This is a genomic window from Vibrio aquaticus, assembly GCF_003970385.1.
GTDB classification, from domain to species: Bacteria; Pseudomonadota; Gammaproteobacteria; order Enterobacterales; family Vibrionaceae; genus Vibrio; species Vibrio aquaticus.
Genome location: NZ_RXZH01000004.1, coordinates 218,677 through 237,300, shown reverse-complemented (window position 1 = coordinate 237,300; position 18,624 = coordinate 218,677). Strand labels below are relative to the sequence as shown.

Here is an 18,624-nt window from a genome sequence, read left to right as displayed (position 1 = left end):
ACTTAATCTAACAAAGAAATAGAGCGGACAGGCTGCTTTACTTCTATCCTTTGTGTTACTCTCCCTCATCATAATTGCGCGAACCGAATCTAACCTAATATGAGCGAAGCTTTACTTTTCCACAAAACATTTCCCCATCCTACCAGTAAGGAATGGGTGGTATTTGTGCATGGTGCTGGTGGCAGTTCATCCATTTGGTTTAAACAGATCAAAGCGTATAAACAGCATTTCAACCTGCTGCTTATTGATTTGCGTGGTCATGGCAAATCTAATCAACTGCTTAAAGAGCTGATTTCAAATCGGTACACCTTCAAAGCCGTCACTCAAGACATTTTAAAGGTGCTCGACCATCTCAAAATTCAATCCGCGCATTTTGTTGGAATGTCTCTTGGTACCATCATTGTTCGAAACGTGGCAGAACTTGCCGCGGAACGCGTTAAATCGATGGTATTGGGCGGCGCAGTGACACGTCTTAATACGCGCTCTCAGTTGTTGGTGAAGCTTGGGAACATGTGTAAGCACATTGTCCCTTATATGTGGTTGTACAGCTTGTTTGCGTATATCGTTATGCCTCAAAGAGCGCAAAAAGAATCTCGCCACTTGTTCATTCGAGAAGCAAAGAAGCTGTGTCAGAAAGAGTTTAAGCGTTGGTTTATTTTGACGTCTGAGGTGAACCCTCTGATGCGCTATTTCAAAGACCGTGAATTACCCATTCCGACACTCTATTTGATGGGCGACAGAGACTACATGTTTATTCAACCGGTTAAAGAGATGGTGGCTGCCCATCGAGACAGCCAATTACTGGAAATCGAAAACTGTGGGCACGTGTGTAATGTAGAGCGCCCAGACGAGTTTAATCATCACTCGATTGCTTTCATTCAAGAGCAAATCAAAGCCTAGTCATTTTATGAAGCGCTTGTACCACATTGCCAACAAGCGCCAAATTGCCCCTCATTGATCTCACCACACCCATTACACTGCCAATTTTCTTGATGTTGGCTTGCTTCATACTCTTTCAGGGTTTGTTGAGCGAGCGCTAACTTCTCTTCATCGAAAAGCCATACGTAAGGGGCACTGCTTTCGCCAAACGGTATTTCACCTTGCAGTCCAAAGATGCCTTCCCCCCGAACTTCACAATGAATACGTTGCGTTTTAAGAAGCTCACAAACGATGTGAGCCTCGGTTGGAGTTGACGCGGAATACACTTTCATGACGCGTTTCCATTCGGCGCTGAGGGTTGGGTTCTGAGCTTACCCATTACCCACTTAGCGATAACAGGGAATAGGCCTAACAGAGCAAATGAAGCTAATACAGTCGGAGAAACGATACCGGATAGCGACTCAATTTGAGCAAGTTGTGTGCCTGCATTTAGGTAAACAGCCGTTCCGGGTAACATGCCCAACTGACTGACTAGGTAAAAACGCAGTGTTGAAAGTGGTGTGAGTCCCATCAATAGGTTGATTAAGAAGAATGGGAATACCGGGATCAGTCTTAACGAGAACAGGTAAAACGCGCCATCTCGCTCAACACCTTGGTTGATCGCATTCAGTTTATCGCCAAACTTCGACTGCACCCAATCTCTGAGTAAATAGCGGCTACTCAAAAATGCTAACGTTGCGCCAATGGTACTGGCGAAAGAAACTAGGATTAGGCTGGTCCAAAAGCCAAACAGAGCCGCCCCAAGCAGTGTAACGACTGCCGCACCAGGAATAGAAAAGGCGGTAATGGCGACATACGCGATGAAGTAAGTCGCGGCAGCAATGGTGAAGTTATCAGCGATAAATAGCGCTAATTCTGCCTGCTGAGCCTTGGCGTTGTCTAACGTGAGGTATTGACCAAAATTGACGCCTAAAAGGACGATTAATGAGACGAATAAGACGCCAAGGATGATTTTTTTATTCATTGTACTGCTCCATCAGAATAAGGCTGAGATAGCTCAAGTGTTATTAGAGTAGACAGACAAAGCAAGTAAGAAATTTCAAACAGATAGAAAAAAGTCAGCCCTGAGGCTGACTTTTAAATAGTGAGGTTAGTGATTGAGCTGGTTAAGCAGCTCATCTCTGCGAGTCTGAGGTATCACGGACCAATGTGTTCCTTTGATTGCCCCTTCCAATGCCCACAGTAACTCAACGTTAATATCCGCAGAGTGTGAAGAGCGGATCGCTTCAAAAGCTTTGACTGCCCCGGTTTCTTCAAGGTTTTCAACGCTATCGATGCCTGCTTTTTTTAGCATGCGCTCGGTGGCCAACCTTAAGTTAGGTAAATCTTTGAGCCTATTTGGTTTGGTCTGCGCTTGAGTCTGTTTTTCATTGTTCGCGGCATGCAATGCAGCACGAGCGATCTCAATGGTTTTCTCTGAATCATCTGCCCAATCTTGTGCCAAAGCAAAATACTTTGTCACGACGGGGAAGCCGCGCTTCTTATAAACATAAGGTTCTAAGTCGAGTGACTTAAATTTTTTAGCAAGAGCATCATCCGCGCGGACGTGCAACTTGTCTTTTACGACCAATGCGAACATTGTGTCATCAGCAAAAATGCCAAAGCCACCAAACATTGAGCGCGACTTGATAGTGCCAAGTTGCTCAAAGAGACGCATTGAGTCTTTTAGTATTGGTTTATCCATGCTGTGTATTCTCGGTGTATATGTATACGCCACCAATTCAGGTCCGAGAGAGTAGCAAAATAATGCAGGTTTCTTGTCAATTAGGTGTCATAGGAGTGCTATTAAATTCCTACAACGAATGCATATTTACCATCGGCAACCCCGCTACCAAACAAAAAATTGTTGAAGGCCGGAGGCTTTGCGTCCCACCCTTTCGGTGTGGTTTGCCCTGTTCGTGGCATAATCGAACCTAATAAGGATAAAGGGAATTTGGGCTGAGTATCACGTCTTATTGGGATAAGTGTGATCTTGGTTCAGTAAATAGGAGTGAGAAATACGCCTAGTCAATATAATTCATATGGCTAGGCGTAGAGCGGTAGGTTATTTCTTAATGTTCTGTACGGTGCTTCTTTCAACAATCTCAGGGTGCATTTCGAAGATGCGCTTCTCGTGCTCTTTATCTTTGATGCGCTCAAGAAGAATCTCAAAAGCGTTTTTACCCACACGACGTTTTGGTTGGTGAACCGTTGTCAGAGGAGGAGAGAAGTACTCTGCTAACTCAATATTGTCATAACCAATAACAGACATATCTTCAGGGATGCGAATACCGTGCTGCTGTAAGCGGCTCATTAGGCCTAGAGCCATCGTGTCGTTAAAGCAGAAAACAGCACTTGGCTTGCTATCCATTGCGGCAATCTTGTCTGCAGCAAGAACAGCGGTGTCACACTCGAAGTTGCCTTCTAAAATCCAGTCATTGTCTACCGTAAGGTTAGCTTCATTCATTGCACGCTTAAACCCACGGATACGTTCTTGGCAGGCTGCTTTTTCAAAGTGACCGCTCAAGCAAGCAATATCGGTATGACCTCGGTCGATGAGGTATTTCGTCGCTAGATAGCCGCCTTCTTCAGAGTTATCAATGATTTTGTCAGCTTGTGAACTTTCCGGACCCCAGTCCATCACCACTTTCGGGATGTCTTTATGGCGGTCAAGCATTTCGCTCAGTTCTTCTGTTAGGTCTGAACACATCACAAGAATGCCATCAACACGCTTTTCAGCAAGCATGCGGATGTAGTCACGCTGCTTCTCGTAGATGCCACCTGTATTACACAAGATCAGAGTGTAACCTTGACGATAGCAGTAGCTCTCAACGCCATCGATCACTTCTGAGAAAAACAAGTTTGTTGATTGAGTCACGAGCATGCCGATAGTGCGAGTCGAATTGCACTTCAAGCTACGAGCAACGGCACTGGGTGCATAGTTTAGCTCGTTAACCGCTTCCATTACTTTTTCTTGAGTAGCTTCAGCAACAAAGCGAGTTTTATTGATTACGTGTGACACAGTTGTCGTTGAAACACCTGCAAGGCGAGCAACGTCTTTAATAGTGGCCATAAGGTTCTGTCCTGTCGATGACTGCCGGGGTTTATATTCAGTTTAGAATATGGCGGCAGAAAGTATCAGAAACACAAAAACCGCTCTATTTAGCGGTTTGTATTTGATTCGTTTGTTTTTATCGTTTGCGGTCACAATATTAGACCGCAAACCGATTTAGAGCAAACAAAAATACGTCATTGTGCCTAGCGTAAGGTCACAATGTTTTGTTTTACTCGCCCAGTAGGTAGCGACAATCCAACGCCAGGAATGAAGCGGTTAGCGTACTGATTGCAGAGTAAAAGCCGAACTCGTCGAGTGCTTGGCATTTATCGGCAAATTGTGGCACCCAGCTCATTAAGTGCTGGCGAATAAACTGCTCTTGGCCAGTTAAAGCTTCTTCTAGTTCAACTTCGTCTTCGATTTGATTTGAACGAACGATAAGGTTGCCAAGAAAGTCTAGCTCAATCGCGATGTGGTCTGCTGGTTCGTTAAGGTCTTTGTGTACCTCAACGTTGTGTTCAGTCATCAGGGCAACCATCTCGTTAGCAGGCTCATCGTTTAGCAAGCCACTTTTACCGATATACATTGAAGCGTACGGCAGTGCTGAGTCACGGTCAGATTTCAAAAATAGGTCACAAAAGTCAGCCGCAAGTTCTAGTTGAGCGTCTTCGCGATCCATTAAGCGGTTAAGTGCATCAACAACACGATCGATGGCAGGCTTAAGCGCTTCGTTGTCACCCAAACCACCTAAAAAGGCACGAATTTCAGGTGAATGATACTGAGCGATATTCTCTTCGGTCAGTTCTTTGGCAAACAAGCTTGATAGCCACCAATAAATTTCAGCGCGTTTTTCGTTAAATGCTTTGATTTCTTGCATTAGGTTCTACTCCCCAAATAATTCCCGCTATTGTAACCAATAAAAATGAACAGGGGTAATGGCTTGTGTGACAAGTTAAAAACAAATATGGGCAGATATGAATCAATGCGAAAGTTTTGTCTTGAATCAATAAAAAACCATCTTTCCCATTTTTAATTCGATAAATACTAGAAATGTTACTATTTATGAATAGAATAATAGCAAGACCAATTCCCAATGTAATTTAAGTGGTATAGATGAGTTATCATGTACTAGTTGTAGAAGATGACGCAGTGACCCGCAGCAAGCTTGTTGGCTACTTTCAAAATGAAGGTTACAGCGTAAGTGAAGCTGAAAGCGGCGAACAGATGCGTGAGATGCTACAGAGCAACGCGATTGATTTGGTGATGTTAGACATAAACCTACCTGGTGAAGATGGGTTAATGCTAACACGCGAACTTCGCAGTCAGTCTGACATTGGAATTATCCTGGTAACAGGACGCACGGATAGCATTGATAAAATTGTTGGCTTAGAGATGGGAGCGGATGACTACGTCACCAAACCATTTGAGCTGCGCGAACTGTTGGTACGCGTGAAAAACTTACTGTGGCGTATTGCCGCGGCTCGTAACGTTAACAATAATGTGGAAGCTGAAAAGTCGAATGAGAATGTCGTTCGTTTCGGTGAGTGGACGTTTGACGTTCAACGTCGTGCGTTAAGTCGAAATGGCGAGCCTGTGAAGCTAACCAAAGCAGAATACGAACTGTTGGTGGCTTTATCGTCTTACCCAAATCAGGTACTTAGCCGTGAACGCATTTTAAATATGATCAGCCATCGTGTTGATGCACCGAATGACCGTACGATTGATGTTCTTATTCGTCGCATGCGAGCGAAGATGGAGTTCGATCCTAAGAACCCACAAATCTTCGTGACGGTCCACGGTGAAGGCTACATGTTTGCCGGCGACTAACCGAACTGAATAAAAAAATACCGAGGCATGCCTCGGTATTTTTTTATCTATTAAAGTTTACTTTCACCTGCTTGCAGACTCTTTTCTTCGTAGTCTGACGCCCAATCTCGTAACGTTTGCCAAATTCGTCCTAGCGTTTCATGCCAGTAACGTTCAGTTTGCTCTAAGTAGGTGGCTTTGGGGGTGTATTTAGCCCAAGCCTGCGTGATGTTATCGTGCGCAAGGTAATTCGTCGGCGCTGGGTAGGGTTTCATACCCGCAGAATGAAACTCATTCAGTGCGCGTTTCATATGGCTTGCTGAGGTGACAACAACCAACTTTTTCGTTGTAACAAAAGCCGCCGCCTGTCTGGCTTCTTCCCATGTGTCTTTTGCCGTTTCCAGTAGAATAATATCCGACTTTGACACGCCGAGTGCTAACGCTACTTTTGCCATCATTCGCGCGTTACTGACTTCTGATCCTCCGGCATAACCAGAAAGAATCAGCTTGGCGCCAGGATAGATACGCATAATGCGAATGCCTTCAGCCAAACGCATCAATCCGGTCCGACTGAGCTCTGACGTTGGAGGGATTTCGTCATCCACCACGTGGCCGCTGCCAAGCACCATTACGTAGTCTATCGATTCATCAACAGGGAAAAATGCGGAATACTGGCGCTCTAAAGGCATCAGTAAACGAGAAGAAACCGGTTGGAATGCAATAAGGAAAATACCGATAAAAGAGAATAGGACAACAAAGCATCCTGTTTTCTGTTTTCGAGTGAACATGATCAACATTAGGCCAAGCAGTCCGATGATAAGCATCGCCGGAAGGGGCATTAGCAATGAAGACACAACTTTTTTCAGCTCAAACATACTAAATAGTCCGAAAAAACATCAATTGATTATATTTTAAGAGAAAGCCTCTTTATTCCTGCCTTTCTTATGACAGAATAGCGGCACGATTAAACATAATAACCCAAGCCGCCGTGACTGAAGACCGCAATTTCGATGATATTGCCCACAAATTTGCTAAAAATATCTATGGTTCCGACAAGGGCGAGATTCGTCAAGTCATTGTTTGGGAAGACCTTCAACAGATACTTAATACTGTGAATGGGGCAGAAAGACAACTGAATATACTCGATGCGGGTGGTGGCTTAGCACAAATGTCGCAAAAGCTTGCTAAACTCGGACATCACGTATCGTTATGTGATCTATCTTCTGAAATGCTGCAATTAGCTCAGCAGGATATTGCAAATAATGGCTTGCTTGAGCAGTATCGCTTCATCCATTCTCCGGTTCAATCCATTGAAAAGCACCTCGATGAGCACGTAGATGTGGCGTTGTTTCACGCCGTTATGGAGTGGCTGGCAGATCCGAAACCCGCATTAGAAAATGTGTTGGCGCAGGTAAAGCCGGGTGGAATGGCATCGATTATGTTTTATAACCATCACGGTCTGGTTTACAAGAACGTGGTATGCGGTAATATCCCTCATATACTGAATGGCATGCCGCATAGGAAGAGATTCAAATTACAGCCGCAAAAAGGGCTAAAACCAGAAGAGGTCTATCAATGGATCGAAGACGCTGGTTTCTCAATTTGTGGTAAGTCTGGTATTCGCTGTTTTAGTGACTACATAGGTAATATGGAGTACATGGGCGATTACCAGTATGAAGATGTGTTGGCACTAGAACGACAATTGTGCCGACAAGAGCCATACCTCTCATTAGGTCGATACATACATGTATGGGCACAAAAGAAAGATAAACAGGACGAACAATGAGTGAGATGACTCTCAATGCTGCCGAACAACCGATCGATGAGTTAGTCGGTTGGGTAAAGCAGAATGATTTCTCATTGAATTTAACGACTGAACGACTGGCATTTTTAATCGCTATTGCCGTTTTAAGTAATGAAAGGTTCGATGAAGAATTAGGAGAAGGTGAACTCCACGATGCATTCACCATCGTCACTCGACTCTTCGAAGAGACGGGGGACGCCTCTGCATTCAGAGCGAATAATGCCATCAACGAAATGGTCAAACAGCGTTTGATCAGCCGTTTTACCAGCGAAGTGACTGAAGGGGCGAGTATCTATCGTTTATCCCCTTTGGCGATTGGTATTACAGACTACTATGTACGTCACCGTGAGTTTTCAAAGCTTAAGCTTTCTATTCAGCTATCAATGGTAGCAGATGAGATGGCGAAGGCGATTGAATCGGCTCGTCAGGGTGGAACGCCGGGCCACTGGCGCAAGAACGTTTATGGTGTTCTTAAGTACTCGGTTGGTGAAATTTTTGACCAAATCGATCTTAACCAGCGTGTGATGGACGAGCAGCAGCAATCGGTGAAGACTCAAATCGCTGAGCTACTAAATAAAGATTGGCGTGATGCGATCAATAACTGTGAAGCGTTGCTGTCAGAAACGTCCAATACTCTGAAAGAGCTCCAAGATACCCTCCAAGCAGCCGGTGATGAGCTGCAAACTCAAATTCTCGATATCCAAGAACTGGTTTATGGTGATGATGAACTAGAATTCATCGCCGAAACGCTTTTTGGTTTACAGATGAAGCTAGACCGCATTACAAGTTGGGGTCAGCAAGCGATTGATTTGTGGATTGGCTACGATCGCCATGTACACAAGTTTATTCGTACAGCGATTGATATGGATAAGAACCGAGCGTTCAGTTCGCGACTGCGTCAATCGGTAAAAGATTACTTCGATATGCCTTGGTATCTGACTTATGCAGATGCTGAGCGACTGACGGATCTTCGTGATGAAGCCCTTGTGCTTCGTGATGACGAAGTGACAGGCCAAGTGCCATTAGAGGTCGAATACGAAGAGTTTCAACAGGTCAATGATGAGTTATCAGAGCGCATTGGAAACATGCTTAAAGTTCATAAAGAACAGGGCACGCCAATCGATCTTGGTCTAGTGCTACGTGACTACTTAGCTCAACACCCACACACTCATCACTTTGATTTAGCGCGAATTGTTATCGAGCAAGCAGTACGTCTAGGCTACTCAGAGTCAGACTATCAGGCCATCCAGCCAGATTGGCAGGCGATCAACGATTTTGGTGCAAAGGTACAAGCAAATGTCATCGACAGATACTAATGAATACATGCCAGATAAACTGGTCAAAGCACTTTCTAACCCTCTGTTTCCAGCACTAGACAGCATGCTGCGTGCAGGGCGTCATATTTCGAGCGAAGATCTTGATAACCATGCATTGTTATCGGATTTTGAAATTGAGTTATCTTCGTTCTACCAACGTTACAACACTGAACTTGTGAAAGCGCCGGAAGGCTTTTTCTATCTTCGTCCACGTTCGACTTCTTTAATTGGTCGCAGTGTACTGTCTGAGCTAGACATGCTCGTAGGTAAAGTGCTGTGTTTCCTATACCTAAGCCCTGAACGTTTGGCGCATGAAGGTATTTTTACCAATCAAGAGCTGTATGAAGAGCTACTGGCGCTTGCGGATGAAAGCAAGCTAATGAAGCTTGTGACTAACCGTGCGACAGGCTCTGATTTAGACAAAGAAAAACTGTTTGAGAAAGTACGTACATCGCTACGCCGCCTTCGCCGCTTAGGGATGATCATCAACATTGGTGAAACCGGAAAATTCAGCATTAGCGAATCAGTATTCCGCTTTGGTGCCGATGTTCGTGTCGGCGATGATATGCGCGAGGCACAACTACGTCTAATTCGTGATGGTGAAGCGGTAGTACACACCAAAGAACCAAGTCAGGGTAGCTTACTTGAGCAACCAGAAAGCGCAGAAGAACAAGCCGAAGAAATTTTAGAAGAAGGTGAAGCATGATTGAACGAGGTAAATATCAATCGCTGACCATGGTCAACTGGAACGGCTTCTTTGCACGTACTTTTGATATTGATGGATTAGTTACAACGTTATCAGGTGGTAACGGTGCAGGTAAGTCGACCACAATGGCGGCGTTCATTACCGCGCTGATTCCTGACCAAACGCTCCTTCATTTCCGTAACACCACAGAAGCGGGCAGCAGCCAATCTTCTCGTGATAAAGGTCTTTACGGTAAACTACAAGCGGGTGCGTGTTACGCAGCGCTAGATGTAGTCAACTCACGTAATCAGCGCCTATTGTTTGCGGTTAAGCTGCAACAGGTCGCGGGCCGTGATAAGAAAGTCGACATCAAGCCTTTTGTTATTCAAGGCCTACCTAGCCATGTGAAACCAACCGATCTCCTGATCGAAAGTGTTTCTGCCACTCAAGCACGTGTTCGTCAGATCAATGAAGTAAAAGAGGCCGTTGCTGAGTTTGAAGGCGTTCAATTCAAAGCATTCTCATCGGTAGTAGAGTACCACTCACAAATGTTTGAGTTCGGTGTTATTCCGAAGAAACTGCGTAACTCTAGTGATCGCTCTAAATTCTACCGCCTGATTGAAGCATCGCTTTACGGTGGTATTTCAAGTGCAATCACACGTTCTCTACGTGACTACCTATTGCCACAAAATGGCGGGGTAAAGAAAGCCTTCCAAGATATGGAATCGGCATTGCGTGAAAACCGCATGACGCTAGAAGCGATCAAAACCACGCAAGCAGACCGTGACCTGTTCAAACACTTGATCACAGAGTCAACGAACTATGTTGCTGCGGACTACATGCGCCATGCGAACGATCGCCGTAATAAGTTAGATAAGACATTATCACTGCGTTCGGAGCTATTTGGTTCTCGTGAAACGTTAGTTGAGCAAAATAACCTGCTTAACCGTGTTCAAGAAGAACTTGAACTGCTTATTGAATCAGAATCTTCGTTAGAGCAAGACTATCAGGCGGCGTCTGATCACTTGCAGCTTGTTCAAAACGCCCTGCGTCAGCAAGAGAAAATCGAACGCTACCAAGAAGATCTTGAAGAGCTGCAAGAGCGTCTTGAAGAGCAGATGATGGTAGTGGAAGAAGCGCAAGAGCGCGTTCTGATGGCAGAAGAGCAAGCCACGGTTTCTGAAGAAGAAGTCGACAGCTTAAAGACTCAACTTGCTGATTACCAACAAGCACTGGATGTTCAACAGACACGCGCGTTGCAGTACCAACAGGCGATTCAAGCTCTAGACAAAGCGAAGCAGCTTTTGGGTAATGACGACCTCACGACTGAATCTGCGCAAGTACTTGTGAGTGAGTTAAAAGCTCAAGAAGCGCAAAGCACGACTGAGTTACTTGCGACTAAGCACAAACTTGATATGTCGTCAGCGGCGGCCGAGCAGTTTGATGCGGCATTGAAACTGGTTCGCTCAATTGTTGGTGATGTTGAACGTGTTGACGCTTCAACTCATGCAAAATCAGCGATTCAGAAAGGTCGTGAAGCGCAGCAACTCGCGCACAATGAGCAACAATGGCGAGCGCAGCATCGTGATGTTGAGCGCCGTCTGCATAAGCAGCGTCAAACGCAAGAGCTGATTACTGAATACCAAAAGCAGCATAACGCTGACTTGGTTGATGAACTGAGCTTTGAGCAAGAGCGTGAACGTCATGCAATGCAAATCGAATCGCTTGAGATGTCTCAAGAAGATCTTCGTGAGCAACGCAGCGAACAACGCCGTCTTGAGCAAGAAGCAACGGCAGAAATCAATAAGCTTGAAGCGATTGCCCCAACGTGGATTGCGGCAAACGACGCCTTGGTAAACCTTCGTGAACAAAGCAACGCTGAACTAGAAGATAGCCAATCGGTCATGTCCGAGATGCAGCGCGTTCTGGAGGATGAAAAGCAGCAGTCTCTAGCGAAAGATAAATTGGCTGAGCGTCGCAATCAACTTGAGTCAGAAATCGAGCGTTTAGCGTCACCAGGTGGTTCTAACGATCCACGCCTTAAAGGTTTAGCCGATACATTAGGTGGCGTGCTGCTGTCTGAAATTTATGACGACATCACCATTGATGACGCGCCATACTTCAGTGCCATGTACGGCCCAGCTCGTCATGCTATCGTGGTGTCTGATCTCTCTGGTATCGAAGAGAAGCTTGTCGAGCTGGACGACTGTCCAGAAGACTTATACATCATTGAAGGTGATATTGATGCCTTTGATGACAGCTCATTTGATGCAGAAGAACTGGAAGGTGCGGTTTGTGTTCGAATGAACGACCGTCAGATGCGTTACTCGCGTCTACCAGAGATTCCACTGTTTGGCCGTGCGGCGCGTGAACAGCGTTTAGAACTGCTGCGTAATGAACGTGATGAAGTGGTTGAACAGCATGCGAAAGCGGCGTTTGATTCTCAAAAGCTTCAGCGTCTGTACCAAGCATTCAATAACTTTGTTGCGAAGCATATTCAAGTTGCGTTTGAATCTGACCCAGAGCAAGCGTTAATGAGTGTGCGTGAAAAACGAAACCACGTGACGCGATTGCTTGCTGACCTAGATGGAAAAGAGCAACAACAACGCAGCCAACTTCAATCAAGTAAGCAAGCACTCGCTGCACTGGATAAGATCGCACCGAATATGGCGCTGATTGAAGAAGATGCGCTTACTGCTCAATTTGAAGAACTTGAGCAGAACATCGAAAAACTGAGTGAAGCAAAAGCCTTTATTGCCAAGCATGGTAAAGCGATTGCTGAATTAGAATTGATTGTTTCTGCACTGGATGCAGACCCAGAGCAGTTTGATGCGCTTGAAGCGGAATACCAAGCTGCAGACCAAAAACTGCAATCACTGAAAACGCAGATTTTTGCGTTGTCTGATCTGGTTGAACGTCGTCATTACTTTGCTTACTCAGACTCTGTAGACCTACTGAACAAGAGCAGTGAGCTCAGTGAGCAGCTTAAGTCAAAATTGGTTCAAGCTGAAAGTAGCCGCACACGTAGTCGTGAAGAGCTAAAACAAGCACAGGGCCAGATGAACCAATACAACCAAGTATTGGCGTCATTGAAGAGTTCTCACCAAGCGAAACTGGAAACCGTTCAAGAGTTCAAGCAAGAGCTTCAAGAGTACGGTGTAACAGCAGACGAAGGTGCAGCAGAACGTGCACAACGTCGTCGTGATGAACTGCAAGGGCGTCTGCACACTTCTCGTTCACGTAAGAGTGAGTACGAGCGTACAATCACCTCTACTGAGCTAGAAATGAAGTCGCTGGCGAAGCGCTTGAAGAAGGTTCAGAAAGAGTATGTTGAACTGCGTACCTTTGTCGTCGCAGCGAAAGCAGGCTGGTGCTCAGTTCTACGTTTAGCTCGTGAAAACGATGTTGAGCGCCGTTTACACAAGCGTGAACTCGCGTACATGTCAGCCGATGAGCTGCGTTCTATGTCAGATAAATCGTTGGGTGCACTGCGTCTTGCTGTCGCCGATAACGAAGACTTGCGTGATGCACTACGTTTGTCAGAAGACAACGCGCGTCCTGAACGCAAAGTTCTGTTCTACATTGCCGTATACCAGCACCTACGTGAACGTATTCGCCAAGACATCATTCGCACTGATGATCCTGTTGAAGCGATTGAAGAGATGGAAGTGGAGCTGGCTCGATTAACAGAAGAGCTAACGCAGCGTGAAAACCGCCTAGCAATCAGCTCAGATTCTGTCGCAAGCATCATCAAGAAGACGATTCAGCGTGAGCAAAACCGTATTCGTATGCTTAACCAAGGTCTATCAAACATCTCGTTTGGTCAGGTTAAAGGTGTGCGTCTAAACGTGAAGATCCGTGAAAGTCACGAAATCTTGCTTAACGGTCTGTCAACGCAGCAAGAGCAGCACAAAGATCTGTTCGAATCTTCACGCTTTACCTTCTCTGAAGCGATGGCGAAGTTGTTCCAACGTGTGAACCCACATATCGATATGGGTCAACGTTCACCACAGGTGCTAGGTGAAGAGTTACTGGATTACCGTAACTACCTAGAGCTAAGTGTTGAAGTGAACCGTGGTTCTGATGGTTGGCTACAAGCCGAGTCTGGTGCACTATCAACAGGTGAAGCGATCGGTACCGGTCAGTCAATCCTATTGATGGTTGTACAAAGCTGGGAAGAAGAGTCTCGTCGTCTACGCAGTAAAGATATCGTACCTTGTCGCCTACTGTTCCTTGATGAGGCAGCGCGTCTGGATGCGAAGTCTATCTCAACACTGTTTGAACTTTGTGATCGTCTGGATATGCAGCTTCTGATTGCTGCGCCAGAGAATATTAGCCCAGAGAAGGGCACCACCTATAAGCTAGTACGTAAGGTGTTCAAAGATCATGAACACGTACACGTTGTTGGCTTGAGAGGTTTTGGTCAAACAGAGAAACCTAAGAGTGAAGCCCAAGAGCTGATTGATGCTCTATAACGTTTCCTAATGGTTAACTTGTCAAATAGCCTGGTCTTCGGATCAGGCTATTTTTTTATCTGGGAGAATAAAATTATCCAGAGTTTGGATTAGCTCAACTGACGTTTAGGATAACCTCACCAAAACAATGTGTTAGTTTGACTCCAGCATCTTCGTTTACGAAGTTCGACCTCATCGAACCGCGTCCTCTTACGCAAATCCTCAAATAAATCGAACGATAGTCTTTTTTTTAATGGTATGGGATGCTATATTTCGCTCGTTACAGTATATCGTGTGTTTAATTTATGTATGTGAAAATCCGTTTTTTAGCGTTCTGCTTATTGTCGTTCAGCCTTTTTGGTACGACATTTTATATGTATAAGCAGCTCGGCGAGCATGTCACAGGTGATCTGACTGACATTAAAGAGGTGGTGTTCCCTGCCACTCAAAAGAGCATCGAAATCGATAGTCTTCTTGTTCAGTATGATCAGCAAATGAACCTTGCTGTCATGCTCGCAGAAGAAGAAAACTACGACAATGCACAGGCACTCTACCTAGAGTTGCAAAACAGTTTTTCGGCGTTAGAAGCGATTGTTGAGCGTGGTGAGAAGCAAAAGATCCAAGCGCTTGAAGAAGAAGTGACTCGTTTTCACCAAAACACGTCTCGTATCGTGACAGAGTTTATTGAAGGTCCTGATGACTTTTCTGAACTTGGTCGTCAGGCGGCTCAGAATGCCAACCATTACCTGTCACTAGTGGAGAAGGTAGAGGATCTCGTTCAAGGTTATGAATATCGCCTAGAAAGCATTGCGACGGATACCAATCAGTTTATTCATGAAGAAAACCGCAGCTTCATTATGCTGAGCATTGTCGGTGCTATCGCGTTGATGATGTTTGCCTTTTATTCCGCGTACACAGGCTACCGTTTACAGAATGAAATTGCTGCTGTAGCCCTTTCTTTAGAGAAGTTCGCTTCAGGTGAAGGTGACTTAAGTTCTCGTCTTGATTTTACCGGTAAAGGTGAAGTGAAGGAGCTGGTGGTGAACTTCAATCGATTCGTTGAGCAACTAGAAGGGAATATTTCTCTGACTCGTGATGAAGTTGCGCACCTAGTCACTATCAGTGAGCGCCTGGTTACCTTTAGCCAAGACAGTCGTCAACTGACTCAAGAACAGCAGCAGGCGATTTGTGAAACCTTAAGCAACGTTTCTGAATTGGTTGCCGGTGTAAATACGATTTCAAACAGTGCCGATGACGCCTCGCAAGAAGCCGACAGTGCGACACAGAGTGTGGATTGTGGACATACAACGGTCGTTGAATCGGTCGCGTCATTTGAAGCGCTAGCAACCGATGTTGAAAGTACAGCTCAAGTGGTTGCTCAGCTGGTGGATTACTCAGCCAAAGTTGGCGGCGCAGTGAACACCATTGGTGAAATTGCTGAACAAACGAACCTATTGGCACTGAACGCTGCGATTGAAGCAGCACGTGCAGGTGAGCAAGGTCGTGGTTTCGCGGTTGTTGCTGACGAAGTACGTCAATTGGCGTCTCGTACTCAAGAGTCAACATCGGCAATCCGAGAAATGCTGACCGAGCTACAAAGCGTATCGGATCAAGCGTCTAACTCAATGAATGACGGCGTTGTAAAAGCACAAAGAGGGGCAGAGCAGTCTAAGCAAGTCCTTGAAGCGTTAAGCTCTGTCTCTGAAAAAGTTCAGCTAATGAACGACTTAAACCGAAATATTGCTGCAGCCGCTGATCAACAACGTGTCAATTCTGACCATGTTGAGAATCGACTGTCGAGCGTAGAAAACCAATCTCATCAAGCGACGAAGAGCGCAGATGATCTGTTCGTGCTATCGAACGAAGTTGAAGACATTACTAGAAAACTGCATAGCGTAATTAAGCAGTTCAAAATCAGTAACAGTTAAAAATGGAAGTTATATGAAACGTAATATTATTGCAGCGGGTATTGCTACCGCACTATTCAGTCAAGCGGCACTTGCTGACGGGGATAAAATCGCACAACTAGAGCAGCAGGTTGCTCAACTTTCTGAGCTTGTTGCGTCACAAAGCGGTACGGACAAAATTCGAGTGAATGGCTTCGGTTCTGTCAGCTATGCAGGTGCAGACAACGATGCGGGTTTCGCTAGTGTAGAAAAGTCAGGTGATTTTAAATCAGACTCTTTATTTGGCCTTCAAGGTACGTTCCAAGCGAGCGATAACCTAGAAGCGACACTTCAGCTCGTTGCGCGCGGTGACGAAAATTGGGACCCAGATGTCACATGGGCATTCCTAGGCTACACGTTTGACAATGATGTAACCGTTCGTGGTGGTCTGCTACGTCTGCCTCTATTTATGCTGTCTGAGTACCTAGAAGTGGGTTATGCACAGCCATGGGCTCGCAGCCCAGAAGAAGTTTACGGTCGCGTGCCAATTACCTCATTTACGGGTGTAGACGCGAGCTACGAGTTTGAGCTTGAAGATTCTTACCTAGGCGTGCAGCTTTTCACTGGCTCAGAAGAGATGACAAGCCAAAGTGAACTTGGCGGCTCTGGCAGTGTTGAAGACATCTATGGTGCAGTAGCAACGTGGTCTGATGACTACTGGACAGTACGTGGTAGCTATACGATTGCAAATGTTGAGGATGTTACCTTCCCTGTTAATAGCCCACTTCAAGATATCGACTCTGAATCTGGAAGCTATTCTAGCATTGGCGTTCGCTACGAAGATGGCACTTGGTTGTTAATGGGTGAAGCAACGCGCACAGTTGTTGATGGCTATTTTGCGGATACGCAGGCGGGTTATGTGACGGCTGGATACGTTATCTCAAGTGTAATGCCATACGTATCATTAGCACGTGTTGAAACCATTGATGATGAAGATCGTAATGCACTAGAAAATCTAGCGCTTTCATACCAGCGTACTTCATACAGCGTTGGTGCTCGTTGGGATATTCAACCTGGCTTAGCATTGAAAGGTGATGTCACTTACAGCACTAACTTTGATGATACGAATGGTGGCCTTAGCAATAACGGTTACGATCTATCAAAGGGTCAATTCAGCCATGAAGACAGCCTAATTTACACCGTTAAACTTGACGCAACGTTTTAAGGAGAGAGCAGATGAAAGGAATGATCACAGCTGCAGTAGGTTTGCTAATTTCGTTTAACGCAGCGGCAGGACTGGTCGTTATCGGTTCACCGTCATTACCTGATGGCCTGACAGCGTCTGACGCGAAGAAAGCGTATTTAGGTAAAAAGACAGGTTACAACGGCGGTAATCTAACCGTTCTAGAACTGGCAGACAGCAACGCTGAAAAAGCGGAATTTCACCAAGCGGTTACTAAGAAATCATTAGCGCAATTAGAGTCTTACTGGTCAAAGAAGCTGTTTACAGGTAAAGGGACACCGCCTCCAGCTTCAGATACACCAGCACAGCTAAAAGCAAAAATTGCTAGCAGCTCAAATGCGATCGGCTACATTGATGAGAGTCAGGTAGACGGCAGCGTGAAAGTACTACTGAAACTGTAATAACACAGCATTCATGAAAAAGCCCCAGCAATCACTTGCTGGGGCTTTTTTTATGTTTATATTGTAGCGAACTCTAAAACTGAGCTTGAGACCCAAATTGCTTCGCTGCGTAGGCCACACGCTCTTCAGGAGTAGGGTAGCTTAAAGATGTCCCTAAACTTTCAATGTGGTGAAGTCTTGGTAACAGGCCGGCCCCGTTAGCAATTTGTATTGCTAAACCTGGGCGAGCGTTGAGCTCTAGAACCATTGGTCCTTCTTCTTTATCCAGCACCATATCGGTTCCCATATAGCCCAAGCCAGTCATTTCCCATGCACTAGACGCTAACACAAGCAAGCGTTCCCAGTGCGGAACTTGCAGCGTTGACAAGTCTTTATCGGTATCCGGGTGGTGGGTGATCGGTTGGTCAAACTGCACGGCTCGAATCGCTTTACCAGTGGCAATGTCGATGCCGACGCCAACCGCACCTTGGTGTAGGTTAGCTTTGCCATCAGAAGCAGCGGTAGAGCAGCGCATCATCGCCATCACAGGATAACCTTTGAACACGATGATACGGACGTCAGGTACACCTTCGTAGCTGAAGCCTTCAAAACAGTCATCAAACTTGATGAGGTTCTCGACAACGGCCACATCGTTTTTGCCACCAAGAGAGAAAAGCCCAGCTAAGGCATTACTGATATGACGTTCGACATCTTCTTTATTGATGGTCGCGCCTGAAGGCTTCGTGTAGACCCCATCTTTATGGGAGGTAATGACTAAGATGCCTTTACCACCGGAGCCTTGAGCGGGTTTAATCACGAAGCCCGGCCAGTTCTCAACCATTTTGTGGATGGTTTTCACTTCGACTTGGTTGCTGATCGTACCGATCAGCGCAGGGGTCGTTGCGCCGTGCTGTTTGGCGATAATTTTGGTTTTCAACTTATCATCAACCAAAGGGTATTTTGAGCGATCATTATAGCGACCAATATAGCTATGGTTACGCTGATTCATGCCCATAATACCCTTATGGTGAAGCTTGCCTGGCGACGTAAACTTAGAGGTAAAACGTGACAGCATGT

The 18,624-nt window shown here is 45.6% G+C and carries 16 protein-coding genes and 1 riboswitch; of the genes, 9 read left to right on the top strand and 7 right to left on the bottom strand.

Annotated features, from left to right (window positions below; translation table 11 throughout):
• Positions 1-99: 99 nt before the first annotated feature.
• Entirely contained in the window at positions 100-900 is an 801-nt protein-coding gene (locus tag EJ063_RS11790; RefSeq protein WP_126574477.1) for an alpha/beta fold hydrolase, read from the top strand.
• A gap of 5 nt (positions 901-905) precedes the next feature.
• Here the strand turns inward: EJ063_RS11790 and EJ063_RS11785 are convergent, their stop codons facing one another.
• The 5 genes from EJ063_RS11785 to torD form a co-directional block, all read right to left on the bottom strand.
• On the bottom strand, positions 906-1,211 hold the full coding sequence (locus tag EJ063_RS11785; RefSeq protein ID WP_126574476.1) for a putative signal transducing protein: 306 nt from the start codon (positions 1,209-1,211) through the stop codon (positions 906-908).
• The gene (locus tag EJ063_RS11780) at positions 1,208-1,903 is read right to left on the bottom strand and encodes a TVP38/TMEM64 family protein (protein WP_126574475.1); all 696 of its coding nucleotides are present in this window, start codon (positions 1,901-1,903) and stop codon (positions 1,208-1,210) included. The genes EJ063_RS11785 and EJ063_RS11780 overlap by 4 nt, the downstream gene beginning before the upstream one ends.
• A 126-nt stretch (positions 1,904-2,029) precedes the next feature.
• On the bottom strand, positions 2,030-2,623 hold the full coding sequence (locus EJ063_RS11775; protein ID WP_126574474.1) for a TfoX/Sxy family DNA transformation protein: 594 nt from the start codon (positions 2,621-2,623) through the stop codon (positions 2,030-2,032).
• Positions 2,624-2,754: 131 nt separating this feature from the next.
• Positions 2,755-2,841: riboswitch (cyclic di-GMP riboswitch) on the bottom strand.
• Between the two features lie 142 nt (positions 2,842-2,983).
• The gene (purR, locus tag EJ063_RS11770) at positions 2,984-3,991 is read right to left on the bottom strand and encodes an HTH-type transcriptional repressor PurR (RefSeq protein WP_126574473.1); all 1,008 of its coding nucleotides are present in this window, start codon (positions 3,989-3,991) and stop codon (positions 2,984-2,986) included.
• Between the two features lie 211 nt (positions 3,992-4,202).
• Positions 4,203-4,850, bottom strand: a complete 648-nt coding sequence (gene torD / locus EJ063_RS11765) for a molecular chaperone TorD (RefSeq protein ID WP_126574472.1) — start codon at positions 4,848-4,850, stop codon at positions 4,203-4,205.
• Positions 4,851-5,086: 236 nt separating this feature from the next.
• Here torD and torR point away from each other — a divergent pair, with 236 nt between their 5' ends.
• Entirely contained in the window at positions 5,087-5,800 is a 714-nt protein-coding gene (torR, locus tag EJ063_RS11760) for a two-component system response regulator TorR (RefSeq protein WP_126574471.1), read from the top strand.
• A 50-nt stretch (positions 5,801-5,850) separates the two neighbouring features.
• Here torR and elyC read toward each other — a convergent pair whose 3' ends face one another.
• Entirely contained in the window at positions 5,851-6,654 is an 804-nt protein-coding gene (elyC, locus tag EJ063_RS11755) for an envelope biogenesis factor ElyC (RefSeq protein WP_126574470.1), read from the bottom strand.
• A 113-nt stretch (positions 6,655-6,767) separates the two neighbouring features.
• Between elyC and cmoM the strand changes: the two genes are divergently transcribed.
• The 7 genes from cmoM (at position 6,768) to EJ063_RS11720 (ending at position 17,568) form a co-directional block, all read left to right on the top strand.
• Positions 6,768-7,565, top strand: a complete 798-nt coding sequence (gene cmoM, locus EJ063_RS11750) for a tRNA uridine 5-oxyacetic acid(34) methyltransferase CmoM (protein WP_126574469.1) — start codon at positions 6,768-6,770, stop codon at positions 7,563-7,565.
• Positions 7,562-8,899 carry a chromosome partition protein MukF gene (mukF, locus tag EJ063_RS11745; RefSeq protein ID WP_126574468.1) on the top strand — a complete coding sequence of 446 codons (1,338 nt, stop codon included), beginning with the start codon at positions 7,562-7,564 and terminating at the stop codon, positions 8,897-8,899. The genes cmoM and mukF overlap by 4 nt, the downstream gene beginning before the upstream one ends.
• Complete coding sequence (gene mukE, locus EJ063_RS11740) at positions 8,880-9,605, top strand: chromosome partition protein MukE (protein WP_167469902.1); 726 nt, start codon at positions 8,880-8,882, stop codon at positions 9,603-9,605. The genes mukF and mukE overlap by 20 nt, the downstream gene beginning before the upstream one ends.
• Complete coding sequence (mukB, locus tag EJ063_RS11735; RefSeq protein ID WP_126574466.1) at positions 9,602-14,059, top strand: chromosome partition protein MukB; 4,458 nt, start codon at positions 9,602-9,604, stop codon at positions 14,057-14,059. The genes mukE and mukB overlap by 4 nt, the downstream gene beginning before the upstream one ends.
• Before the next feature lie 353 nt (positions 14,060-14,412).
• Positions 14,413-15,966 (top strand): methyl-accepting chemotaxis protein, encoded by a 1,554-nt coding sequence (locus EJ063_RS20895; RefSeq protein WP_158676000.1) that lies wholly within the window; start codon positions 14,413-14,415, stop codon positions 15,964-15,966.
• Positions 15,967-15,979: 13 nt separating this feature from the next.
• Positions 15,980-17,149, top strand: coding sequence for a hypothetical protein (locus tag EJ063_RS11725; RefSeq protein WP_126574464.1), 1,170 nt, complete (start codon positions 15,980-15,982; stop codon positions 17,147-17,149).
• Positions 17,150-17,160: 11 nt separating this feature from the next.
• A complete protein-coding gene (locus EJ063_RS11720; protein WP_126574463.1) occupies positions 17,161-17,568 on the top strand; it encodes a hypothetical protein in 408 nt (135 codons plus the stop codon).
• 73 nt (positions 17,569-17,641) lie between these two features.
• On the opposite strand, the gene EJ063_RS11715 is transcribed toward EJ063_RS11720, so the two are convergent.
• The gene (locus EJ063_RS11715) at positions 17,642-18,622 is read right to left on the bottom strand and encodes an alpha-L-glutamate ligase-like protein (RefSeq protein ID WP_126574462.1); all 981 of its coding nucleotides are present in this window, start codon (positions 18,620-18,622) and stop codon (positions 17,642-17,644) included.
• Positions 18,623-18,624 lie beyond the last annotated feature (2 nt).